Consider the following 17,426-nt stretch of genomic DNA (forward strand, 5'->3'; position numbering starts at 1 on the left):
GAAGAGGAAAAAGATCTAAAATCAGTCGCTATTTTTGATCAGAACTGAAAGACAAGACACCTAACCATTTTCTTGAAAAACGGCAAGATTCATTCATTGTACCTTCAAGGGGCTTCCCTTTATTTTGATAAGTGAAAACTTACCAAGTATAAAAATAAAGGGCGGAATCGCATGACAGCAATTCCGCCCTTATTTAAGCGCTAAATCTTAATTGGCATTAGCCATTAATGAATTTTTCACCTAATTCGATATCTGCTTTCAGTACGCTTAACATATCTTTCAGTGCTTTCTCTTCAAATGCACTTAATTTACCAATTGGTAAATGTTTTTCGATACCGTTTTTGCCTAATACAACAGGTTGTGCGAAGAAACGAGCGTGTTCACCTTCGCCTTCAGTGTATACACACTCAACCACATTGCTTTCGCCTTGCAGACCACGGATCAAAGATAAGCCCAGACGCGCTGCCGCTTGACCCATAGACAGTGTTGCTGATCCGCCACCCGCTTTAGCTTCAACCACTTCAGTACCTGCGTTTTGAATACGCTTAGTCAGAGCTGCGATTTCTTCATCGGTGAAGCTAACACCAGGAATTTGAGACAGTAATGGCAGGATTGTCACGCCTGAGTGACCACCAATAACTGGCACTTCAACTTCGTGAGTTTTCTTGCCTTTTAATTCAGCAACGAAAGTATTTGAACGGATGATATCCAGTGTCGTTACACCGAACAGACGGTTTTTATCATACACGCCAGCTTTCTTCAGTACTTCGGCCGCGATAGCAACGGTGGTGTTCACTGGGTTAGTGATAATACCGATTAGTGCTTTCGGGCAGGTAACCGCAATTTGCTGAACAAGGTTACGTACAATGCCTGCGTTCACATTGAACAGGTCAGAGCGATCCATACCTGGCTTACGTGCGACACCTGCAGAAATTAATACTACATCCGCACCTTTCAGTGCTGGGGTTGCATCTTCACCCGCGAAACCAACCACTTTAACGTCGGTAGGGATGTGGCTTAAGTCAGCGGCAACACCTGGAGTTACTGGCGCGATGTCGTAGAGGGAGAGTTCTGAACCTGCTGGGAGCTGGTTTTTGAGAAGAAGGGCGAGAGCCTGACCGATACCACCTGCTGCACCTAGGACTGCAACTTTCATTCTAAAACTCCTTAATTGTACTTTAAAATATATGAATTCATCTGACTACGCACTAAACACATTACTTATAAAAAACAATTCTTTAACAGTTAGAGAGAAGTGTTAACGCGAGATAAATCACCAACACAATAGTTCTATTCTAAACAAATTCCTTATCTGTTAATGAGATAACGGACACTTTTTTAACAAATAGTTTTTATTGCTATTGCATTTAACATTAAACCTAATTTTATTTGACGATTTATTCAGCACCGCTTGATTATTTAACAAATTTTTTACAGTAACTTCTTGTTAAATCAATTCATTTTTAAGTTAAATTTCGAACCAATAATTTAAGATAAACCCCTTATTACTACCAGAGAAGCCTTATCTTAAATCGCTCATTAAACACTCAAAAATCAATTTTCTTGCATAAAAATGCACTTTTCAACATAATACAACTCAGTTTAATACCAAAAGATGGGTTAATTATGCGCACTATGTCGAAACAAGAAGACTTGGTAAAAGCCTTTAAGGCACTCCTTAAAGAAGAAAAATTCAGTTCACAAGCCGAAATTGTGATCGCTCTTCAAGAACAAGGCTTCGAAAACATTAATCAATCTAAAATTTCCAGAATGTTGACAAAGTTTGGTGCTGTACGTACCCGCAACGCAAAAATGGAAATGGTGTATTGCTTACCAACTGAGCCTGGTGTCCCTACTGCCACCAGCCCACTGAAGAACTTAGTTCTGGATGTTGACTACAACCACTCTGTTGTTGTGATCCGTACCAGCCCAGGAGCTGCACAGTTAATTGCTCGCCTGCTAGACTCCTTAGGCAAAGCTGAAGGCATCTTAGGCAGCATCGCTGGCGATGATACAATTTTCTCAACGCCAACCAACGATTTCACAACTCGTGAACTGTATGAAGCCATTTTGGTACTTTTCGAGCAAGAACTTTAGTCCTTTCGAAAAATTTTAGATATCGAAAAAGAGGGAACCCAGTTCCCTCTTTGTATTTTTAGCTCTATAGTGACGCGTCTTCCACTGATTCATATCGAGATAAGCCCGTGTTATTTGAGATCTTACGGAACATCGTTCACTACGGTTTCCATTTTTTAGTGCCCTTTTTATTTGGCTATTTATTTTGGCGAAAAAACTGGAAGCTAGCTGGGCTCTTAATGGTTTCCACCATGGTTATCGACCTCGATCACCTTCTCGCCGATCCTATTTTCGATCCTGATCGTTGCGGCGTAGGCTTCCACCCTATGCACACCATTTGGGCTGCCATCGCTTATGTCGTCTTATTTTTCTTCCCTTCATGGAAATTCAAAGCCATCGCCGTCGGCTGCCTGTTCCACTTATTTACAGACTCGGTGGATTGTTATCTTGGAAGCGTTAAAAAAGAGATGCAAGGCACTGTGTTAAGCTGCTCCGGATTACCAGAACGCGCAAACATCGAACTTCCTCAGCAACTATAACGAAAAAGCCCTAACTTAGGTTAGGGCTCTGATTCACGATAGCGCTCATAGACTATTCGTCATATTACTCGTCAGATTTTGCTTCAGCTTTATGCTTTAGCCCTGCCAGCAGTTTTTCATGAATACCACCAAAGCCGCCATTACTCATCACCAGAATATGGTCACCGGGCTGAGCCGTCTCCACCACCATATTAGCGAGAGTATCAATATCTGCGTGCCAGCGCGCAGGCTGCACACAATGCTCTGCAATTTCTGTGACCATCCACGGAATATTGCTAGGTTGGAATAAGAAGACTTCATCCGCACGACCTAAAGCGGGTGCTATATCATTTTTACTGATCCCCATTTTCATGGTATTTGAACGAGGTTCCAGTACAGCAATAATACGAGAAGTACCGCCAACTTTGCTACGTAATGCTTCTAACGTCGCTAAAATTGCCGTTGGATGATGAGCGAAGTCATCATAAACACTGACCTCATTTTCAACACCACGTAACTCAAGACGGCGACGGGCGTTAATAAATTTATCCAATGCTAAACAAGCTTCTTTCGCAGGTACGCCAACATGGTGTGCAGCAGCAATCGCCATCAAGCCATTTTGGATATTGTGATTACCGACTTGGGACCAATTCACTTCGCCCACTTTTTCTTGTTGGTAATACACCTCAAACTGGCTGCCATCATGATTAAGTTTTACGGCATGCCACTCACCGTTTTCTCCCACCAACTCTTGTTCGCTCCAACACCCCATATTCATCACTTGCTTGAGGTTATTGTCGTTACTCGGCATAAAGATTTTGCCGCTACTTGGCACAATACGCACCAAGTGATGGAATTGCTTTTGAATCGCTTCGAGATTTTCAAAAATATCCGCGTGATCGAATTCGAGGTTATTCAAAATCAACGTTTTAGGGCTGTAATGTACGAATTTGGATCGCTTATCAAAGAATGCGCAATCATACTCATCTGCTTCAATAACAAAGAAAGGACTTTTACCAATCTGAGACGAAACATCAAAGTTCCCTGGCACACCACCAATCAGAAAGCCAGGCTCATAGCCACAATCTTGCAGGATCCACGCCAGCATTCCCGCAGTTGTTGTTTTACCGTGAGTCCCTGCAACTGCCAATACCCAGCGCTCAGGAAGAACATGATCATGAAGCCACTGTGGACCAGAGGTATAAGGTAAACCACGCTCTAATACGGCTTCAACACATGGATTTCCACGGGTCATCGCATTCCCAATCACCACCATATCAGGGGTTGGCTCTAACTGCGCAGGGTCGAATCCTTGAATTAGTTCAATGCCTTGCTTTTCAAGCAATGTACTCATCGGTGGGTAGACGTTTGCGTCGGACCCAGTCACTTTGTGCCCTAACGAACGAGCTAAAATAGCTAAGCTGCCCATGAAGGTTCCGCATATGCCTAAAATATGTATGTGCATTCTTTTCCATCCAATAGCATGAGGTTTGTCACTATTCTACTCATCAATCACAGGTTTATAAATGTATTAGCCTATTAATCTTTTCTTTATTTAGATAAACTCTCCGCCCGAGGGTACAATAAAGACCCGCAAATTTCTGTCAATTTTATTCAGGACCTTCGTCATGAAAACATTAGGCGAATTCATCGTCGAAAAGCAACAAGATTTTCCTCATGCAACAGGTGAGCTGACTGCATTACTGTCAGCAATCAAACTGGGCGCTAAAATTATCCATCGTGATATTAACAAAGCTGGACTCGTTGACATTCTCGGCACAAGCGGTGTTTCGAATGTTCAAGGTGAAGTTCAGATGAAGCTTGACCTGTATGCAAACGAAAAACTGAAAGCGGCTTTGAAAGCGCGCGGAGAAGTCGCTGGTATCGCCTCAGAAGAAGAAGATGAAATCGTCATTTTCGAAGGTGACCGTGCAGAAAACGCGAAATATGTCGTTTTAATGGACCCTCTGGATGGTTCTTCGAATATCGATGTAAACGTTTCCGTTGGAACAATCTTCTCTATCTACCACCGTATTACTCCAATTGGTCAACCGGTTACAGAAGCTGACTTCTTACAACCAGGTAACCGCCAAGTTGCTGCGGGCTATGTGGTTTACGGTTCATCAACCATGCTGGTATACACCACTGGTTTCGGCGTTCATGCCTTCACCTACGACCCATCATTAGGTGTATTCTGTCTGTCTCATGAAAAAGTCATGTTCCCAGCAGAAGGTAAAATGTATTCCATTAACGAAGGTAACTACATCAAGTTCCCTATGGGCGTTAAGAAATATATTAAATACTGTCAGGAAGAAGACAAAGCGACAAACCGCCCATATACCACGCGTTATATCGGCTCTTTAGTGGCGGACTTCCACCGTAACTTACTCAAAGGCGGTATTTACATTTACCCTAGCACAGCTAGCCACCCAACAGGTAAACTGCGCCTTCTGTACGAATGCAACCCAATTTCATTCTTAGCAGAACAAGCAGGCGGTAAAGCAAGTGATGGTACTAACCGCGTGTTAGACATCATCCCAACCAAGCTGCATCAACGTGTGCCGTTCTTTGTGGGAACGAAAGCCATGGTTGAGAAGGCGGAATCCTTTATGCGTGAGTACCCTGACGCAGAATAATCAAACATTCCGTTTGACCTGAAGGCGAGACTCTCTCGCCTTTTTTGACTGAATTTCTCTCCAACTAGTGAGTTTTACCTCTCTTTGCGGCTATAATGTCCCCCACGTTATTTTAAGCACTCATAAGGATACATTTTAATGGGCCTGAACAATGTACCGGCAGGTAAAGAACTGCCTGAAGATATCTACGTAATCATCGAAATCCCAGCTAACGCTGATCCAATCAAATATGAAGTTGATAAAGAATCTGGCGCACTGTTTGTAGACCGTTTCATGTCTACTGCGATGTTCTATCCGTGCAACTACGGTTACATCAACAACACCCTGTCTTTAGATGGTGACCCAGTTGACGTTTTAGTACCAACTCCATACCCATTACAACCAGGTTCAGTTATCCGTTGCCGTCCAGTTGGCGTACTGAAAATGACTGACGAATCTGGTGAAGATGCGAAATTAGTTGCAGTACCGCACACTAAACTGAGCAAAGAATACGATCACATCAAAGATGTGAACGACATTCCTGAACTGCTGCGTGCGCAAATCACTCACTTCTTTGAGCATTACAAAGATTTAGAAAAAGGCAAGTGGGTTAAAGTTGACGGTTGGGAGAATGCAGAAGCAGCTAAAGCTGAAATCATCGCTTCTTTCGAACGTGCTGCAAAAAAATAATTAATCCCTTCTGTGGATAGAAAAGCGCTGGTTTTGACCAGTGCTTTTCTTTGCCTATATCTTCCCCTCTCAATATTAGTGTTTTTTCACAATTTCATAATATTCAGTGATATATATCGGCGGTTATACAGCCCGAAACTCCAATCAGAACTAACCAACCAAACATTTAACTATTATTGGATTAATTATCTGCTTTTAATAAAAAACTCGAAATAATAATAATTAAAAATAAATATTTCTCAGATTATAAATCTGTGATTGACATATCAATATAGGAATATATTTCCTTAGTAAAAAACAGCCGGATTAACTTTAATTTCTTTATTATCATGATATTAAATTAACAACCCAGCCAAATTAGTCAATTTGATATTATTTAAATCAATATAGATTCAGGTGTAGAGTATTTACATAAATCATTAATTGTATAAATGTAAATGGGAGTCTAGCGTGAATCAATCAGAGCTTCTTGCTCGCCAAAGTGCGAACCTACTCACACCCGAATTCGAACAGCAGTACCATAATATTGTGGCGAACTTTTTTAGCCGCGATCCGAATAAATGGCCTATATTTAATGATCCAAAAATCCAAGCTATCACCCAATTTCGTAAAACGACACTCGCAGACAGTCAGCTAATCAATCAATATCCAAATGGCGCTCAGTGGTTCAATCAGCTGGCGCAGCAATCCCACGTCCAACAACAGATTAATTTACCGGGAGATCAACAAGATACCCTGCTAGCCTTTGCTTCCGCATTATGTAAAAACTGGGAAAACCCATTATCTGTCGAAAACGTGATTGCGATGCCTTCAGACCCTGCATTATACGGCTCTATGCTTGGTCTTTTAGGCAACCCCAACATGGTCTATTGCGAATATTCTGGCGTCGCCGACTCGATGGAAAAAACAGTGATTAGACAAGTCGCTAACTTAATTGGTTATGATGAAAACCAAGCGTCTGGATTATTCACTCAAGGCGGAACCATGTGTAATTTATATGGTTACCTATTTGGTATTCGTAAAACATTAAAAGATTCTCGCCAGCTAGGTATGTCTGTGGATCAAGACTATCGGATCATCAACTCCCAAGGTGGCCACTACTCCAACATGACTAACCTGTCATTACTGGGTGTGGATATTCAAAACAAAACCATTCGTATCAAAGTCTCCTCGGATAACACCATCGACTTACATGACTTAGAGCAGCAGATCCGTGCTTGTTATACCGTCCACTGCAAGATCCCCGTGATCTTATTAACCGCAGGTACCACAGATACCTTTGGTGTCGATGAAATAAAACAGGTTTATGAATTGCGAAACCGTCTGTGTGAAGAATTCGAAGTGACAGAAAAACCGCATATTCACGTGGATGCTGCGGTCGGCTGGCCAATTATTTTCTTCATTAATTATGATTTTAATACCAACCCGCTCGCTATCAACGAAGCCACACTGTTTGGATTACGCCATACCGTCGAAAAATTCAAACAACTTAAATATGCTGATTCCATCACTATCGACTTCCATAAATGGGGCTACGTTCCTTACACCTCGAGCTTAGTGATGGTACGTGATGGCAATGATTTCAAAGCGCTTGAAAACTCACCTGAAAACTTCACGTACTTTGAACACGATTTAGAAGGGCAAACTCACCTGCAATCCACCATTGAGTGTAGTCGCAGTGGGGTTGGGATTTTTGGCGCCTATGCAGGGCTACATTATCTCGGTATTGAAGGGTACCAAACTATCATTGCTCACTGCCTACAAAATGCTAACTACATGCGCAACCAGTTGATTGAAATGGAAAATGCGGCGGTTATGGTGCCTCAAAATCAGGGGCCTAGTGTCGGATTTCGTCTCTATTCCCCTAAATTGAATGCGGATCCACAGGACATTTTTAACTATGAATTAAGTTGCGCTAGCGATAAAGCAGCTTATGAAACCATGATTAGAAATAGCAAATGGCACCGCAATCTGTTCTTAACACGCGGTAAAGCTGGGCTATTCACCAATTGGGTGGATTCCATCGCCTGCTCAACTTATGCCGAACATAACCGTTTTGTGTACATTCCAGGCGAAAAAGCGGTCTTTATGAACCCAACAACAGAACGCCATCATATTGATGAGTTTGTGAAAATGCTCCAAGCAATGAGCCGCGCTTAACATTTATAAAAAACGCCGACCACTGAATTTTCAATGCTCGGCGTTTTTCTTGATGACTCATTACAGATAAACTACTGATTACTCTTCTTCATGGCGCTTCAGCCAATCACCACTTTTAATGTGAGGCAGGCCTTCAACTGAGTGTTTATAGAGATAAATCCACGCATTACCGTAAGGTGTTGGAATTAACTCACGCTCATAATCTTGTGAATTTTTCTTCAGTTCGTCTAACTCAGTCAGAATAGACGGATTGATACGATAAACTTCGCATTCAATCGTGCCATTCCCTCTGATAACCGCTGGATAATATCCAAGGTCATACAGTTCATAACCTTCTAGCTTATGCTCACCTAGCAGCTGAGCATAAGTCATCCAGTGATGATTCCCTTGCTTGCGCCTTAAACTGCCATAAACAATGATACGCATATATTAAAACTCGAATTGATAAAGCAGGTCCAAAGCCTGATTAACGCCAGAAACGGCTTCTAAAAACAGTTTCGGCATGACCCTATAGCGTAAAGTGAGCGTCGCTAAAGAATCAAATATGCCAACTCCATACTTAACTTGCAAGTCGTTCGTAATTTTCCCACTCACAACCACTTTCGAACTCTCACCCACACCTTGCGTATCGACGGCTAAATCTGACACTCCAAATGTTTCACCAATTTTACCTACCAGTTGACCACTTTGAGCAACCCCCAACCCGATCAACATCGAGGTCATTTGTGACCCATTCGCGTCCCCGCTATCGAGCCCTTCCCCTCTTAACAGATAGGAAAGTGCCTCTTGCTGGGTTTTTGCGGGCTCAGAGAATATCTCAACTTTTGGTTTATCGGCAAGTCCTGTTACCTTCACACCTGCAATCACATCATTGGCCGTGTTTTCAGGGTTACGGATTGCTTCTAAATTTAAGAACGGCTGATCAGCAGGCCCTGAGAATTGAATCTGCCCTTTACGCACAATCAAGTCTTGTCCATAAGCGCGGAAACGTCCTGATGGAATATCTACCTGGCCATTTAAGCTTAACCCTTGTTTATTTTGAACGACTTTCAGTAAACCAGTGAGCCGCGCTTTTAATCCAAACGCATCCAGACGCACATCATTACCAATATTAATATTTAAATTGGTTTGAATTGGAATCGACGGCTGTTTCGGACTGATCGGTTTAAGCTGTGCATCCAGCATGACCACATCCGAAGATGCACTCACCGCAGACTCAGGTAATTCTTGCACCGTAATACGCGCCCATGGAATAGTGACGCTGCCATTTAAGGTCAGCAATTTCGGTGACGCTTCCAGAATCAAATCAGGCTGCACATCAATTTTGATCATTGGCGGCAGAGAAACTCGTAAGTTATTCCCTCTCGCCAGTACTTTCGCTCGCCATGCATCAATGTTGCGCCAGTCCGCATCACCATCAATATTTAGGTAACCCTCTGGTGTTTTAATCTGCCCAGTCATGACTGAACTGGTGCCATTAAAGTTAATCGCTAATTGACTATTTTGAATATCAAACGGGATCAACCCAGACTTCACTTCTAGCCCAGATAACGTGACATTACCGTTCATTAGCGGGTTATACGCAGAGCCACCGACACGTAGATTTGCATTCAGGTTTCCATTCGCAATGTCTTTTTCGCCAAGTAACGGTTTAATTAAACCTAATGTAATGGCGTTAATTTCAATATTGCCGGAGAGTAAACGCTTTCTTTCGAGGTCAGAAATTTGCACATTACCTTTAAATTGACCATTGTCTGCAATCTTCAACAACCAATTCAAATCCGCGCGACCGTTCTTAATACCCGCATTTAATGTCAACGTATCAAACGCGATAGGCAAACGCGCACCATCAACAAACTGCACGACTTTGACCCCATCACCGCTCAAGTCAACTTTCACTTGCGGCAGGCTACCATCCGCTTTCCAGATGGCATTTGCACGCCCTGTGAACACCCCATTCACTCGGGTATCACTTGGCATAAATGGTTTGATCATCGCAAGATCAAAACGTTCTAATACAATATCAGCGCTACCACTTTTACCCGCTTTAACTGGCTTCGGCACACACACGCGAGCATTCGGGTTTACCCAGCAGTGACTACCAATAACCACTTCTTGAGTGGTGTTATTGTAGTTCAAGGACATGGCTTGACTCAGGCGCCACTCCCCAACTTCAGTATCAAATAAGGTATTGCTTAAATTCCCTTTCCACACTTCCGTCTGGCGATCAAAGCCCCCTGCCAGCGCGAGCTGTCCTGAAACGGGTTTCCCTGTCACATTCAGTTTTAACGTATGCTGTTTTTCAGTCCCTTTGGCATCTAGCGTTAGGTTACTAATGGCTAAATCTGCTTGGCGTAGTCCGCGCACCACCACAGATAAGTCACCTTTGATTTGGTCACCTGTTGCCACATTGCCTTTAACGGTGGTGGTCTCAACCGTCAAATCTTGCCATCTCACGCCACGCGCCGTTAAATCCGCCAGCGCTTGTGGTGCTTGTAAATCACCGCGAAGTTTTAAATCCCCGATGATCACGCCACCTAGCCCAGGCACTAACCCATTCAACGCTGGGGCATTAATTTTGGCATCAAGGTTCCATTTATCCGCTAAAGAGCCCTTCACATTCACGCTGTTTTTACCCAGCAAGAGGTTAAAATCTGGGATATTCCATTGCCCTGCGGCATTCCCTTTGGCTTGTCCACGCGCCTTTAATATGTGCTGTTTAACATTACCATCTAAGGTGATTTCAGGGATTTCTAACTGCCAGCTTCCACCATATAAGCTGCCTCGCGTGGCAATTTTTCCTTCAACTTTAGCTGGCCATTCTGGGTATTGCTTCGCCGTATTAATGCCCGATAACGTCAAAACCATATTCCAGCTAATGGCTTTACTCCAATCCGCCACCCCTGATAGGTCTGCATTACCTTGCAATGCAGATAAGCGTAAACGGGTTAAATCAATTTTTTCCTCATTCCCTTTTGCATCTAATAATAACTTAGATGGCGGTAGGTCTTGCCCCGTGATGGCGGAACGCAATGAAAGGTCATAGCTAGAAGGGCGGCCATTTAAGCGCAAGCGAGTGTCATCAAGCTTATATTGGCTTTCACCCACCAGCGGCCAAGTTAATTTTTTGCTTTCTAAAGTCAACTCAATCGGAAAATCTGCCTGCGCTAAATCGGTCTGAGCTTCTAGTGTCGCCGTAATTGGACCATTCAGATTCAATGCCAGCATTAGCTCATCCATCAATCCACCCTTAAGCGTTAAATCGACTTTCTGCCCATTTAAATCTTCAAGACGGCTTTCACCAATAACGGATAGCGCGACTGGCCATTTTTCTTGCAGGGAAATCGATCCAGAAACCGCAACATTTCCTTGAGGCGCATCGACTTTTAGCTGCTTCAATAAAACATTCTGCCCTGCATTTTCTAACTTCAAATTCAGGCTATTAATCGTAATTTCCGTGTCGCCTTTTAATTGGAAATTAGAGGCATTGATCCCCTCAACATTCAGGTCAACCGGTAGAATAATTTCAGGTAGCTCCGCTAATAGCGGCTTAGAAAATAACGTTTTAAGCTGATCACCAAGGGAAGGCTGCTCACCTTCAGGCACAACGGGTTCAACCGGTTTTGGCGCCTCAGTCGGCTCGCTAGGCGGTAAGCTTATGGCAAGGTTAATAATATCGGTTGGCGTGATCTCGATAGCTCTTTTTTGCCATGTGATCCCCGTGGCAAACTTGTCGAGATCAATCACGGTGCCATCAACATTAACGTGAGTATCGACTAGTGCTAATTGAGCTAAACGAATGGTTAGCGGGGCATTCAGTTCTGTTAGCGGCTCAGAAGGCGGTGTCTCTTCAGACGGTGGGAATTGGCTAGTATCCACATTCACCATCACGCTTTCTGTTGATAAATCATCAATACATACTTCACGGCTGGTCAGGCACTTTAAACGTAACGCAAGGTGGATTTTCTTCGCATCCACGTCCACACCCGGCATTTGGTACTTCACGCCAGAGAGCGTCAAATCGTTAATGTCACCATCAATGGAGGCAATGGTCAGTTCAGGTACAAAACGTGTGGCCGAGTTCAGCGCAAAATGCAGACCCGATTTGGTACCTAACACCCAATACAGCGCACCAACAACCAGAACTAACAATAGTAAAATGGTGATTGCAATCCACTTTAGCCATTTCATCCATTTCATAGTTCTGTCCCCAATCCGATGTAAAACTGAATTTTGTTATTATCTGGATCGCCAATAGGTTTAGCTAAATCAAATTTAATCGGTCCAACCGGAGAAACCCAGCGGATCCCCACACCAGCGCCCGTTTTAAAATCACTATTTTTGAAATCGTCTACCGCTTCACCGCTATCAATAAAAGTGGCACCCCACCAGTTACCCGTGAAATTATATTGATATTCGACGGATCCAACCGCCAGCTTGGATGCCCCTGTAAGCTTGCCGCGACTATCTTCTGGGGAAATTTTTTGATAACCGTAACCACGAACGCTACCGTCACCCCCAGCAAAGAAACGTAAGTCTGGCGGGACTTTGTCAAAATTATTGGTTTCAATCCAACCAAGGTTTCCACGCACAACAAACCGGTGCCCTTCCCATGGCGTGCGGATCCACACATTCTTGGCTTGCAATACTAAGAAATCGATATCCGAGCCCCATATTTTATTCGAGTAATCGATAGAATAGCGCTGGCTATCACCCCAGGTTGGCATCACGCCACCTCTTTGGCGAATTCGGCTGACGTTTGCCCCCGGATACAGCAACATCGTCGTGTTGGTCACATCCGCTTGGGTAAAGTTACTCAACATCCAGCGCATATTCACGCCATACTGCCAACCGGTTGAATAGTCCCAATTACGAGACACGTTTAGCGTGGTGGTATTCGCTTGAGTATCGTTCAAATCCGTACGTTTAAACCCACCTTGAATCGCATAATATTGCTCTAGAGGGTTCGCCTTGAGTGGAATTTTATAGCTGGCATCGATCAACTGTTCCGGCTGAGAGAGGCTAATGCTGGAGGTTAAACTTTGTCCTCGTGAGTTAATCCACGGCTTATTCCATATCGCTTTTACGCGGGGTCCCACATCGGTCGCGTAACCACCACCCAGCTCAAGGAAGTTTTGCGCTCTAGGGATCATGACCCCTTCCATGGGTAATAGATCTGTATGCTCTTCACGAGCTTTTTGAATATTCGGCGTGACTAGCGCAGAGTTGAACCACCCTGTTGATGCCAAACGTTGGTTATATTCTGCGAGCTGTTCTGACGTGTAATATTCCCCTTCTTTAAAAGGAGATAGGTTTTCGAGGTAGTCCTCACGAATTTGTGAGCCTTCAAAGGTTAATTTACCAAAGCGGTAGCGCTCACCACTGTTAAAATCAAAATCCCAATAGGCAGCATGATGATCAAGAGAAATGCCTAGCTGGCTTTTTTCCATCATGGCATCGAAATACCCTTTACGGAGAGCTAGGCTACTGAACTTACCTTTAAAATCTTCATATTTACCATCATTTTGGATCGTGCCATATTTCGGCGTGTTTTTTTTCAGCATCTTGGCGTAATCAGGGTCTGTTTTCGCTCCCCCTTCTAACACCACATTGACACCTTGTAGAAGAATAGGCTCCCCCGGAGAGACCTTGGCCGTCAAAATTGAACGGGCAGGCGGAGTTTTCTCTTCATAGCTAAATTCTACCGTAGGCTCATAATATCCCAGTGGTTTTAACCCTTCACGAATCGCTTTTTCTACCCGAGCACGAAAACGTCCATTTGCAACGACTTCATCTTGTGAAATATTAGAAAGCTGAATACGGACATTCTGGTTGAGTTGCCCTTCAAGCCCTTCAATATTAAGGCGTAGATTCGCAGCAAATACCGCTGGTACCGCCGTTGTTAGGCATACTGCACAAAGGGTAAGATATTTCGACACGCCTGCTCCTAGGGTGATAGACAATTTGGCTTATTATTCAACAACGACTTATTTTGAGTAAAATAGACCACTGACACAAGTTTTTATCCCAATTTTTACTTTATTTCTATACTGATTGTATTTAGGAATCGTTATGACTTTTAATCAATTTCAGTCCGATAATGAATTTCAAGCACTTCCGGGCCGCCACACATCAATGGCGTTGTCACCTTACCATGCAGTGACCCATCATTCGATTGAGATTATTCCTAAGAATATGGAAATTGCTTATTTTGCAATGGGTTGCTTCTGGGGTGTGGAACGATTATTTTGGCAACAAACAGGAATTTATACGACATCCGCAGGTTACAGCGGTGGACTCACTCCTAACCCAACCTATGAAGAAGTGTGTACCGGATTAACCGGACATACTGAAGTCGTTCGCGTGGTTTTTGACCCTGAAATCATTTCATTTGCTCAGCTGCTAACACTATTTTGGGAAAACCACGACCCAGCCCAAGGTATGCGCCAAGGTAATGATATTGGTACCCAATATCGCTCAGCAATTTACACCGTGTCAGATGAACAGTATCAACTGGCGATGCAAACCCGTGAAGCTTACCAACTGGCGATGGCTGAAAAACAAGATAATCGCCCGATCACCACCGAAATTCGACCACTCGAAAGCTTCTATTTTGCAGAAGATTATCACCAGCAATATCTGTATAAAAATCCCAACGGCTATTGTGGGCTTGGCGGCATTGGGGTCTGCCTTCCTTCTTGAATAATTTTATAATGACGAATATATAGCCAGATAAAATAGGCTAGTGCTATACTTAGCGCGATACCCCCACCGCGCTAAGGCGCTAATTAATATTGAAATGGAATACCCTTACATTGCCTTTAGGATTTCAAGAAGTGACAATTCACTACCTAGAGGGTTGGATAATTTATGCTAAACAGTTTACTTATCGTACTTTTATTATGTGCAATCAGCGCATTTTTTTCGCTGTCCGAAATTTCATTGGCAGCTTCTCGCCGTATTAAATTGAAGTTAATGGCCGACGAAGGCAACATTAACGCCGCTCGGGTTCTCAAATTACAAGAAATGCCGGGCATGTTCTTCACCGTTGTACAAATTGGCTTAAACGCCGTGGCGATTTTAGCCGGTATTGTAGGTGAATCTGCATTCTCTCCTGCACTGCAAGAGCTATTCATTAAATTCTTATCCCCAGCATGGGCACAGCAAGCTGCTTCCATTGTGTCATTTACCATCGTCACCAGCTTATTTATTCTCGTGGCTGACTTAACGCCAAAACGTATTGGAATGGTAAAACCTGAAGCTATCGCTATACGCATCGTTAACCCAATGCGTTTCTGCTTAGTGGTGTTAAGCCCACTCGTATGGTTCTTTAATGGCTTAGCGAACTTAATTTTTAAACTCTTCAAATTACCCACTGCGCGTAATGAAGACATTACTTCTGATGATATCTTTGCTGTTGTTGAAGCGGGCGCGGTCGCTGGGGTGTTGCGTAAACAAGAGCACGAACTGATTGAAAACGTGTTTGAACTTGAGTCCCGTACCGTTCCATCGGCGATGACACCACGAGAAAACATCATTTTCTTTGATAAAGACGAATCTGAAGAGAGCATCAAACACAAAATCTCCACTCAGCCACATTCGAAATTTTTAGTTTGTGCAGGAGATATCGACCATGTGATTGGTTATGTGGATTCCAAAGAGCTCCTCAACCGCGTATTGAATGGCCAAAGCCTGAGTTTACGTGACGGTGTACATATCCAGAATACCTTAATGCTTCCGGATACTTTATCCCTGTCTGATACCTTAGAAGCCTTTAAAAATAGTGGCGTCGATTTTGCCGTTATCCTGAACGAATATGCCTTAGTGATGGGTGTTATTACCATCAATGATGTGATGATCACCTTAATGGGTGACTTGATCGGGCCGGGACAAGAAGAGCAAATCATTACCCGTGATGAGAATTCATGGCTGGTTGATGGGGGCACGCCAATCGAGGATGTTCAACGTATCCTTGATATCGACGAATTCCCAGATTTCAGCAACTACGAAACCATCGCAGGCTTTATGATGTATCGCTTAAGAAAGATGCCGAAACGCACTGATTATGTGAAATATGCGGGCTACAAATTTGAAGTGGTCGATATTGATAACTACAAGATTGATCAGCTGCTAGTCACGCGTATCACAAACACACCGTCCGCAGTTGTGGTTCAGCCAGGTACTGCGGGTAGTGAAGGTACGTCACAAACCTAAAATAACCACTGATAGCTAATATGAACACGCCACTGTATGTGGCGTTGTTATTCTTAAGGAGATTGAAGGTTGTTAGCCTAACTCAGCTCGCAGTAATACCACTTGTTTGTTCACTTCATTCATCACATTGTAATGAGCTTTATCGGTTACTTTTGGTGGTAAAATCTTCCCATTATTGAATTCGAAAGCCCCAAAATCCTTAATGTAGAGCCTACCTCTGAATAGTGTTTTCACGTATAGAGCAATTTTCGATGGGTTATAATGCTTAAAAATTTTCATTAGAACTGATCTCCATGTTGTTCTGACGATACCTCATTGCATATCGCTCAATAATCATAGACTAGAAAATTTTGTTTTGGTTCGGAAATTGCAATTTTATTCAAAACACTGACACAAAATGACATTGTCAATATACTGTTAAATTACATTTAAACCTCGTATTTATGCTGAATTTTACCAATTTGTTAATTTTCATCTTGCCACTCATCCGATGAGCTATGCTATAACTAGCAGCACCAGAAATCCTCACCCTATACACAACAATGACAATGATTTCTAAAGGTACCTTTATGATAAAAAAACTGCTTTTATTAACCTGCTTGCTAGGTTTATCTTCAACGGGATTTGCCATTAATATTCAATTAAATCAACCTGTACCCGCCGTTACCGTCACAGATAAAGGCGAATTACAGTTAGATAATGCGGGGAAATTCAATTACCAACCGTGGAAAAGCCAGCAACTTGCCGGTAAAGTTCGCACCATTCAACACATCGCAGGGCGCTCTTCGGCCAAAGAGCTTAATGCTCCGCTCATCGAAGCGATTAAACAAGCCAAATTCCCTCACGACAAATACCAAACTACCAGCATTATCAACACGGATGATTCAATTTTTGGTACTGGTGTATTTGTAAAAAACAGCGTGGAAGACAGCAAGAAAGAGTTTCCTTACTCTCAATTTATTGTTGATAGTGATGGTGTGGTGAAGAATGCATGGAGCCTTGCGCCAGAGAGTTCTGCCATTATCATTCTCAACAAGCAAGGTAATGTTTTATTTTATAAAGATGGCGCGCTAACGCCTCAAGAGATTAATAAAGCCATTAGCGTGATTGTCGCCGAGTTAGAAAAGCCGTAATTAACAAGATCATAGTTAAC

General features: G+C 43.1%; 14 protein-coding genes. 8 read left to right on the plus strand and 6 right to left on the minus strand.

The window, feature by feature from the left end; all coding sequences use genetic code 11:
- Positions 1–217: 217 nt before the first annotated feature.
- Complete coding sequence (gene mdh, locus H0913_RS17155) at positions 218–1,156, minus strand: malate dehydrogenase (protein ID WP_154603033.1); 939 nt, start codon at positions 1,154–1,156, stop codon at positions 218–220.
- A 470-nt stretch (positions 1,157–1,626) separates the two neighbouring features.
- Between mdh and argR the strand changes: the two genes are divergently transcribed.
- Together argR and H0913_RS17165 are read left to right on the plus strand one after the other, a co-directional pair.
- On the plus strand, positions 1,627–2,097 hold the full coding sequence (argR, locus tag H0913_RS17160; RefSeq protein ID WP_036949013.1) for a transcriptional regulator ArgR: 471 nt from the start codon (positions 1,627–1,629) through the stop codon (positions 2,095–2,097).
- A 107-nt stretch (positions 2,098–2,204) separates the two neighbouring features.
- Positions 2,205–2,615: a DUF6122 family protein gene (locus tag H0913_RS17165; RefSeq protein WP_181477670.1), complete on the plus strand. Its 411-nt coding sequence runs from the start codon at positions 2,205–2,207 to the stop codon at positions 2,613–2,615.
- A gap of 64 nt (positions 2,616–2,679) precedes the next feature.
- Here H0913_RS17165 and mpl read toward each other — a convergent pair whose 3' ends face one another.
- The gene (gene mpl, locus H0913_RS17170; RefSeq protein WP_154603034.1) at positions 2,680–4,059 is read right to left on the minus strand and encodes a UDP-N-acetylmuramate:L-alanyl-gamma-D-glutamyl-meso-diaminopimelate ligase; all 1,380 of its coding nucleotides are present in this window, start codon (positions 4,057–4,059) and stop codon (positions 2,680–2,682) included.
- A gap of 163 nt (positions 4,060–4,222) precedes the next feature.
- Here mpl and fbp point away from each other — a divergent pair, with 163 nt between their 5' ends.
- From fbp to H0913_RS17185, 3 genes are all read left to right on the plus strand, one after another.
- Positions 4,223–5,230: a class 1 fructose-bisphosphatase gene (gene fbp, locus H0913_RS17175; RefSeq protein WP_036949007.1), complete on the plus strand. Its 1,008-nt coding sequence runs from the start codon at positions 4,223–4,225 to the stop codon at positions 5,228–5,230.
- A 138-nt stretch (positions 5,231–5,368) separates the two neighbouring features.
- On the plus strand, positions 5,369–5,899 hold the full coding sequence (gene ppa / locus H0913_RS17180; RefSeq protein WP_006658000.1) for an inorganic diphosphatase: 531 nt from the start codon (positions 5,369–5,371) through the stop codon (positions 5,897–5,899).
- A gap of 450 nt (positions 5,900–6,349) precedes the next feature.
- Positions 6,350–8,059, plus strand: coding sequence for a pyridoxal phosphate-dependent decarboxylase family protein (locus H0913_RS17185; protein WP_181477671.1), 1,710 nt, complete (start codon positions 6,350–6,352; stop codon positions 8,057–8,059).
- A gap of 78 nt (positions 8,060–8,137) precedes the next feature.
- Here H0913_RS17185 and H0913_RS17190 read toward each other — a convergent pair whose 3' ends face one another.
- The 3 genes from H0913_RS17190 to tamA are packed head-to-tail and all read right to left on the minus strand — an operon-like array spanning position 8,138 to position 13,998.
- Positions 8,138–8,485 (minus strand): gamma-glutamylcyclotransferase family protein, encoded by a 348-nt coding sequence (locus H0913_RS17190; protein ID WP_154603036.1) that lies wholly within the window; start codon positions 8,483–8,485, stop codon positions 8,138–8,140.
- Between the two features lie 3 nt (positions 8,486–8,488).
- Positions 8,489–12,259 (minus strand): autotransporter assembly complex protein TamB, encoded by a 3,771-nt coding sequence (gene tamB / locus H0913_RS17195; RefSeq protein WP_269749698.1) that lies wholly within the window; start codon positions 12,257–12,259, stop codon positions 8,489–8,491.
- Entirely contained in the window at positions 12,256–13,998 is a 1,743-nt protein-coding gene (gene tamA / locus H0913_RS17200; protein ID WP_181477672.1) for an autotransporter assembly complex protein TamA, read from the minus strand. Before tamA ends, tamB begins: the two co-directional genes overlap by 4 nt.
- Positions 13,999–14,131: 133 nt before the next feature.
- Here tamA and msrA point away from each other — a divergent pair, with 133 nt between their 5' ends.
- Both msrA and H0913_RS17210 read left to right on the plus strand, forming a co-directional pair.
- A complete protein-coding gene (gene msrA / locus H0913_RS17205) occupies positions 14,132–14,761 on the plus strand; it encodes a peptide-methionine (S)-S-oxide reductase MsrA (protein ID WP_154603039.1) in 630 nt (209 codons plus the stop codon).
- Positions 14,762–14,929: 168 nt separating this feature from the next.
- The gene (locus H0913_RS17210; RefSeq protein WP_154603040.1) at positions 14,930–16,273 is read left to right on the plus strand and encodes a hemolysin family protein; all 1,344 of its coding nucleotides are present in this window, start codon (positions 14,930–14,932) and stop codon (positions 16,271–16,273) included.
- 72 nt (positions 16,274–16,345) lie between these two features.
- On the opposite strand, the gene H0913_RS17215 is transcribed toward H0913_RS17210, so the two are convergent.
- Positions 16,346–16,552, minus strand: coding sequence for a DUF1107 domain-containing protein (locus tag H0913_RS17215; protein ID WP_154603041.1), 207 nt, complete (start codon positions 16,550–16,552; stop codon positions 16,346–16,348).
- Between the two features lie 290 nt (positions 16,553–16,842).
- On the opposite strand from H0913_RS17215, the gene H0913_RS17220 reads away from it, so the two are divergent.
- Positions 16,843–17,406 (plus strand): YtfJ family protein, encoded by a 564-nt coding sequence (locus tag H0913_RS17220; protein ID WP_154638086.1) that lies wholly within the window; start codon positions 16,843–16,845, stop codon positions 17,404–17,406.
- The last annotated feature ends 20 nt before the right edge of the window (positions 17,407–17,426 follow it).

This window comes from Providencia rettgeri (assembly GCF_013702265.1).
Lineage (GTDB): Bacteria > Pseudomonadota > Gammaproteobacteria > Enterobacterales > Enterobacteriaceae > Providencia > Providencia zhijiangensis.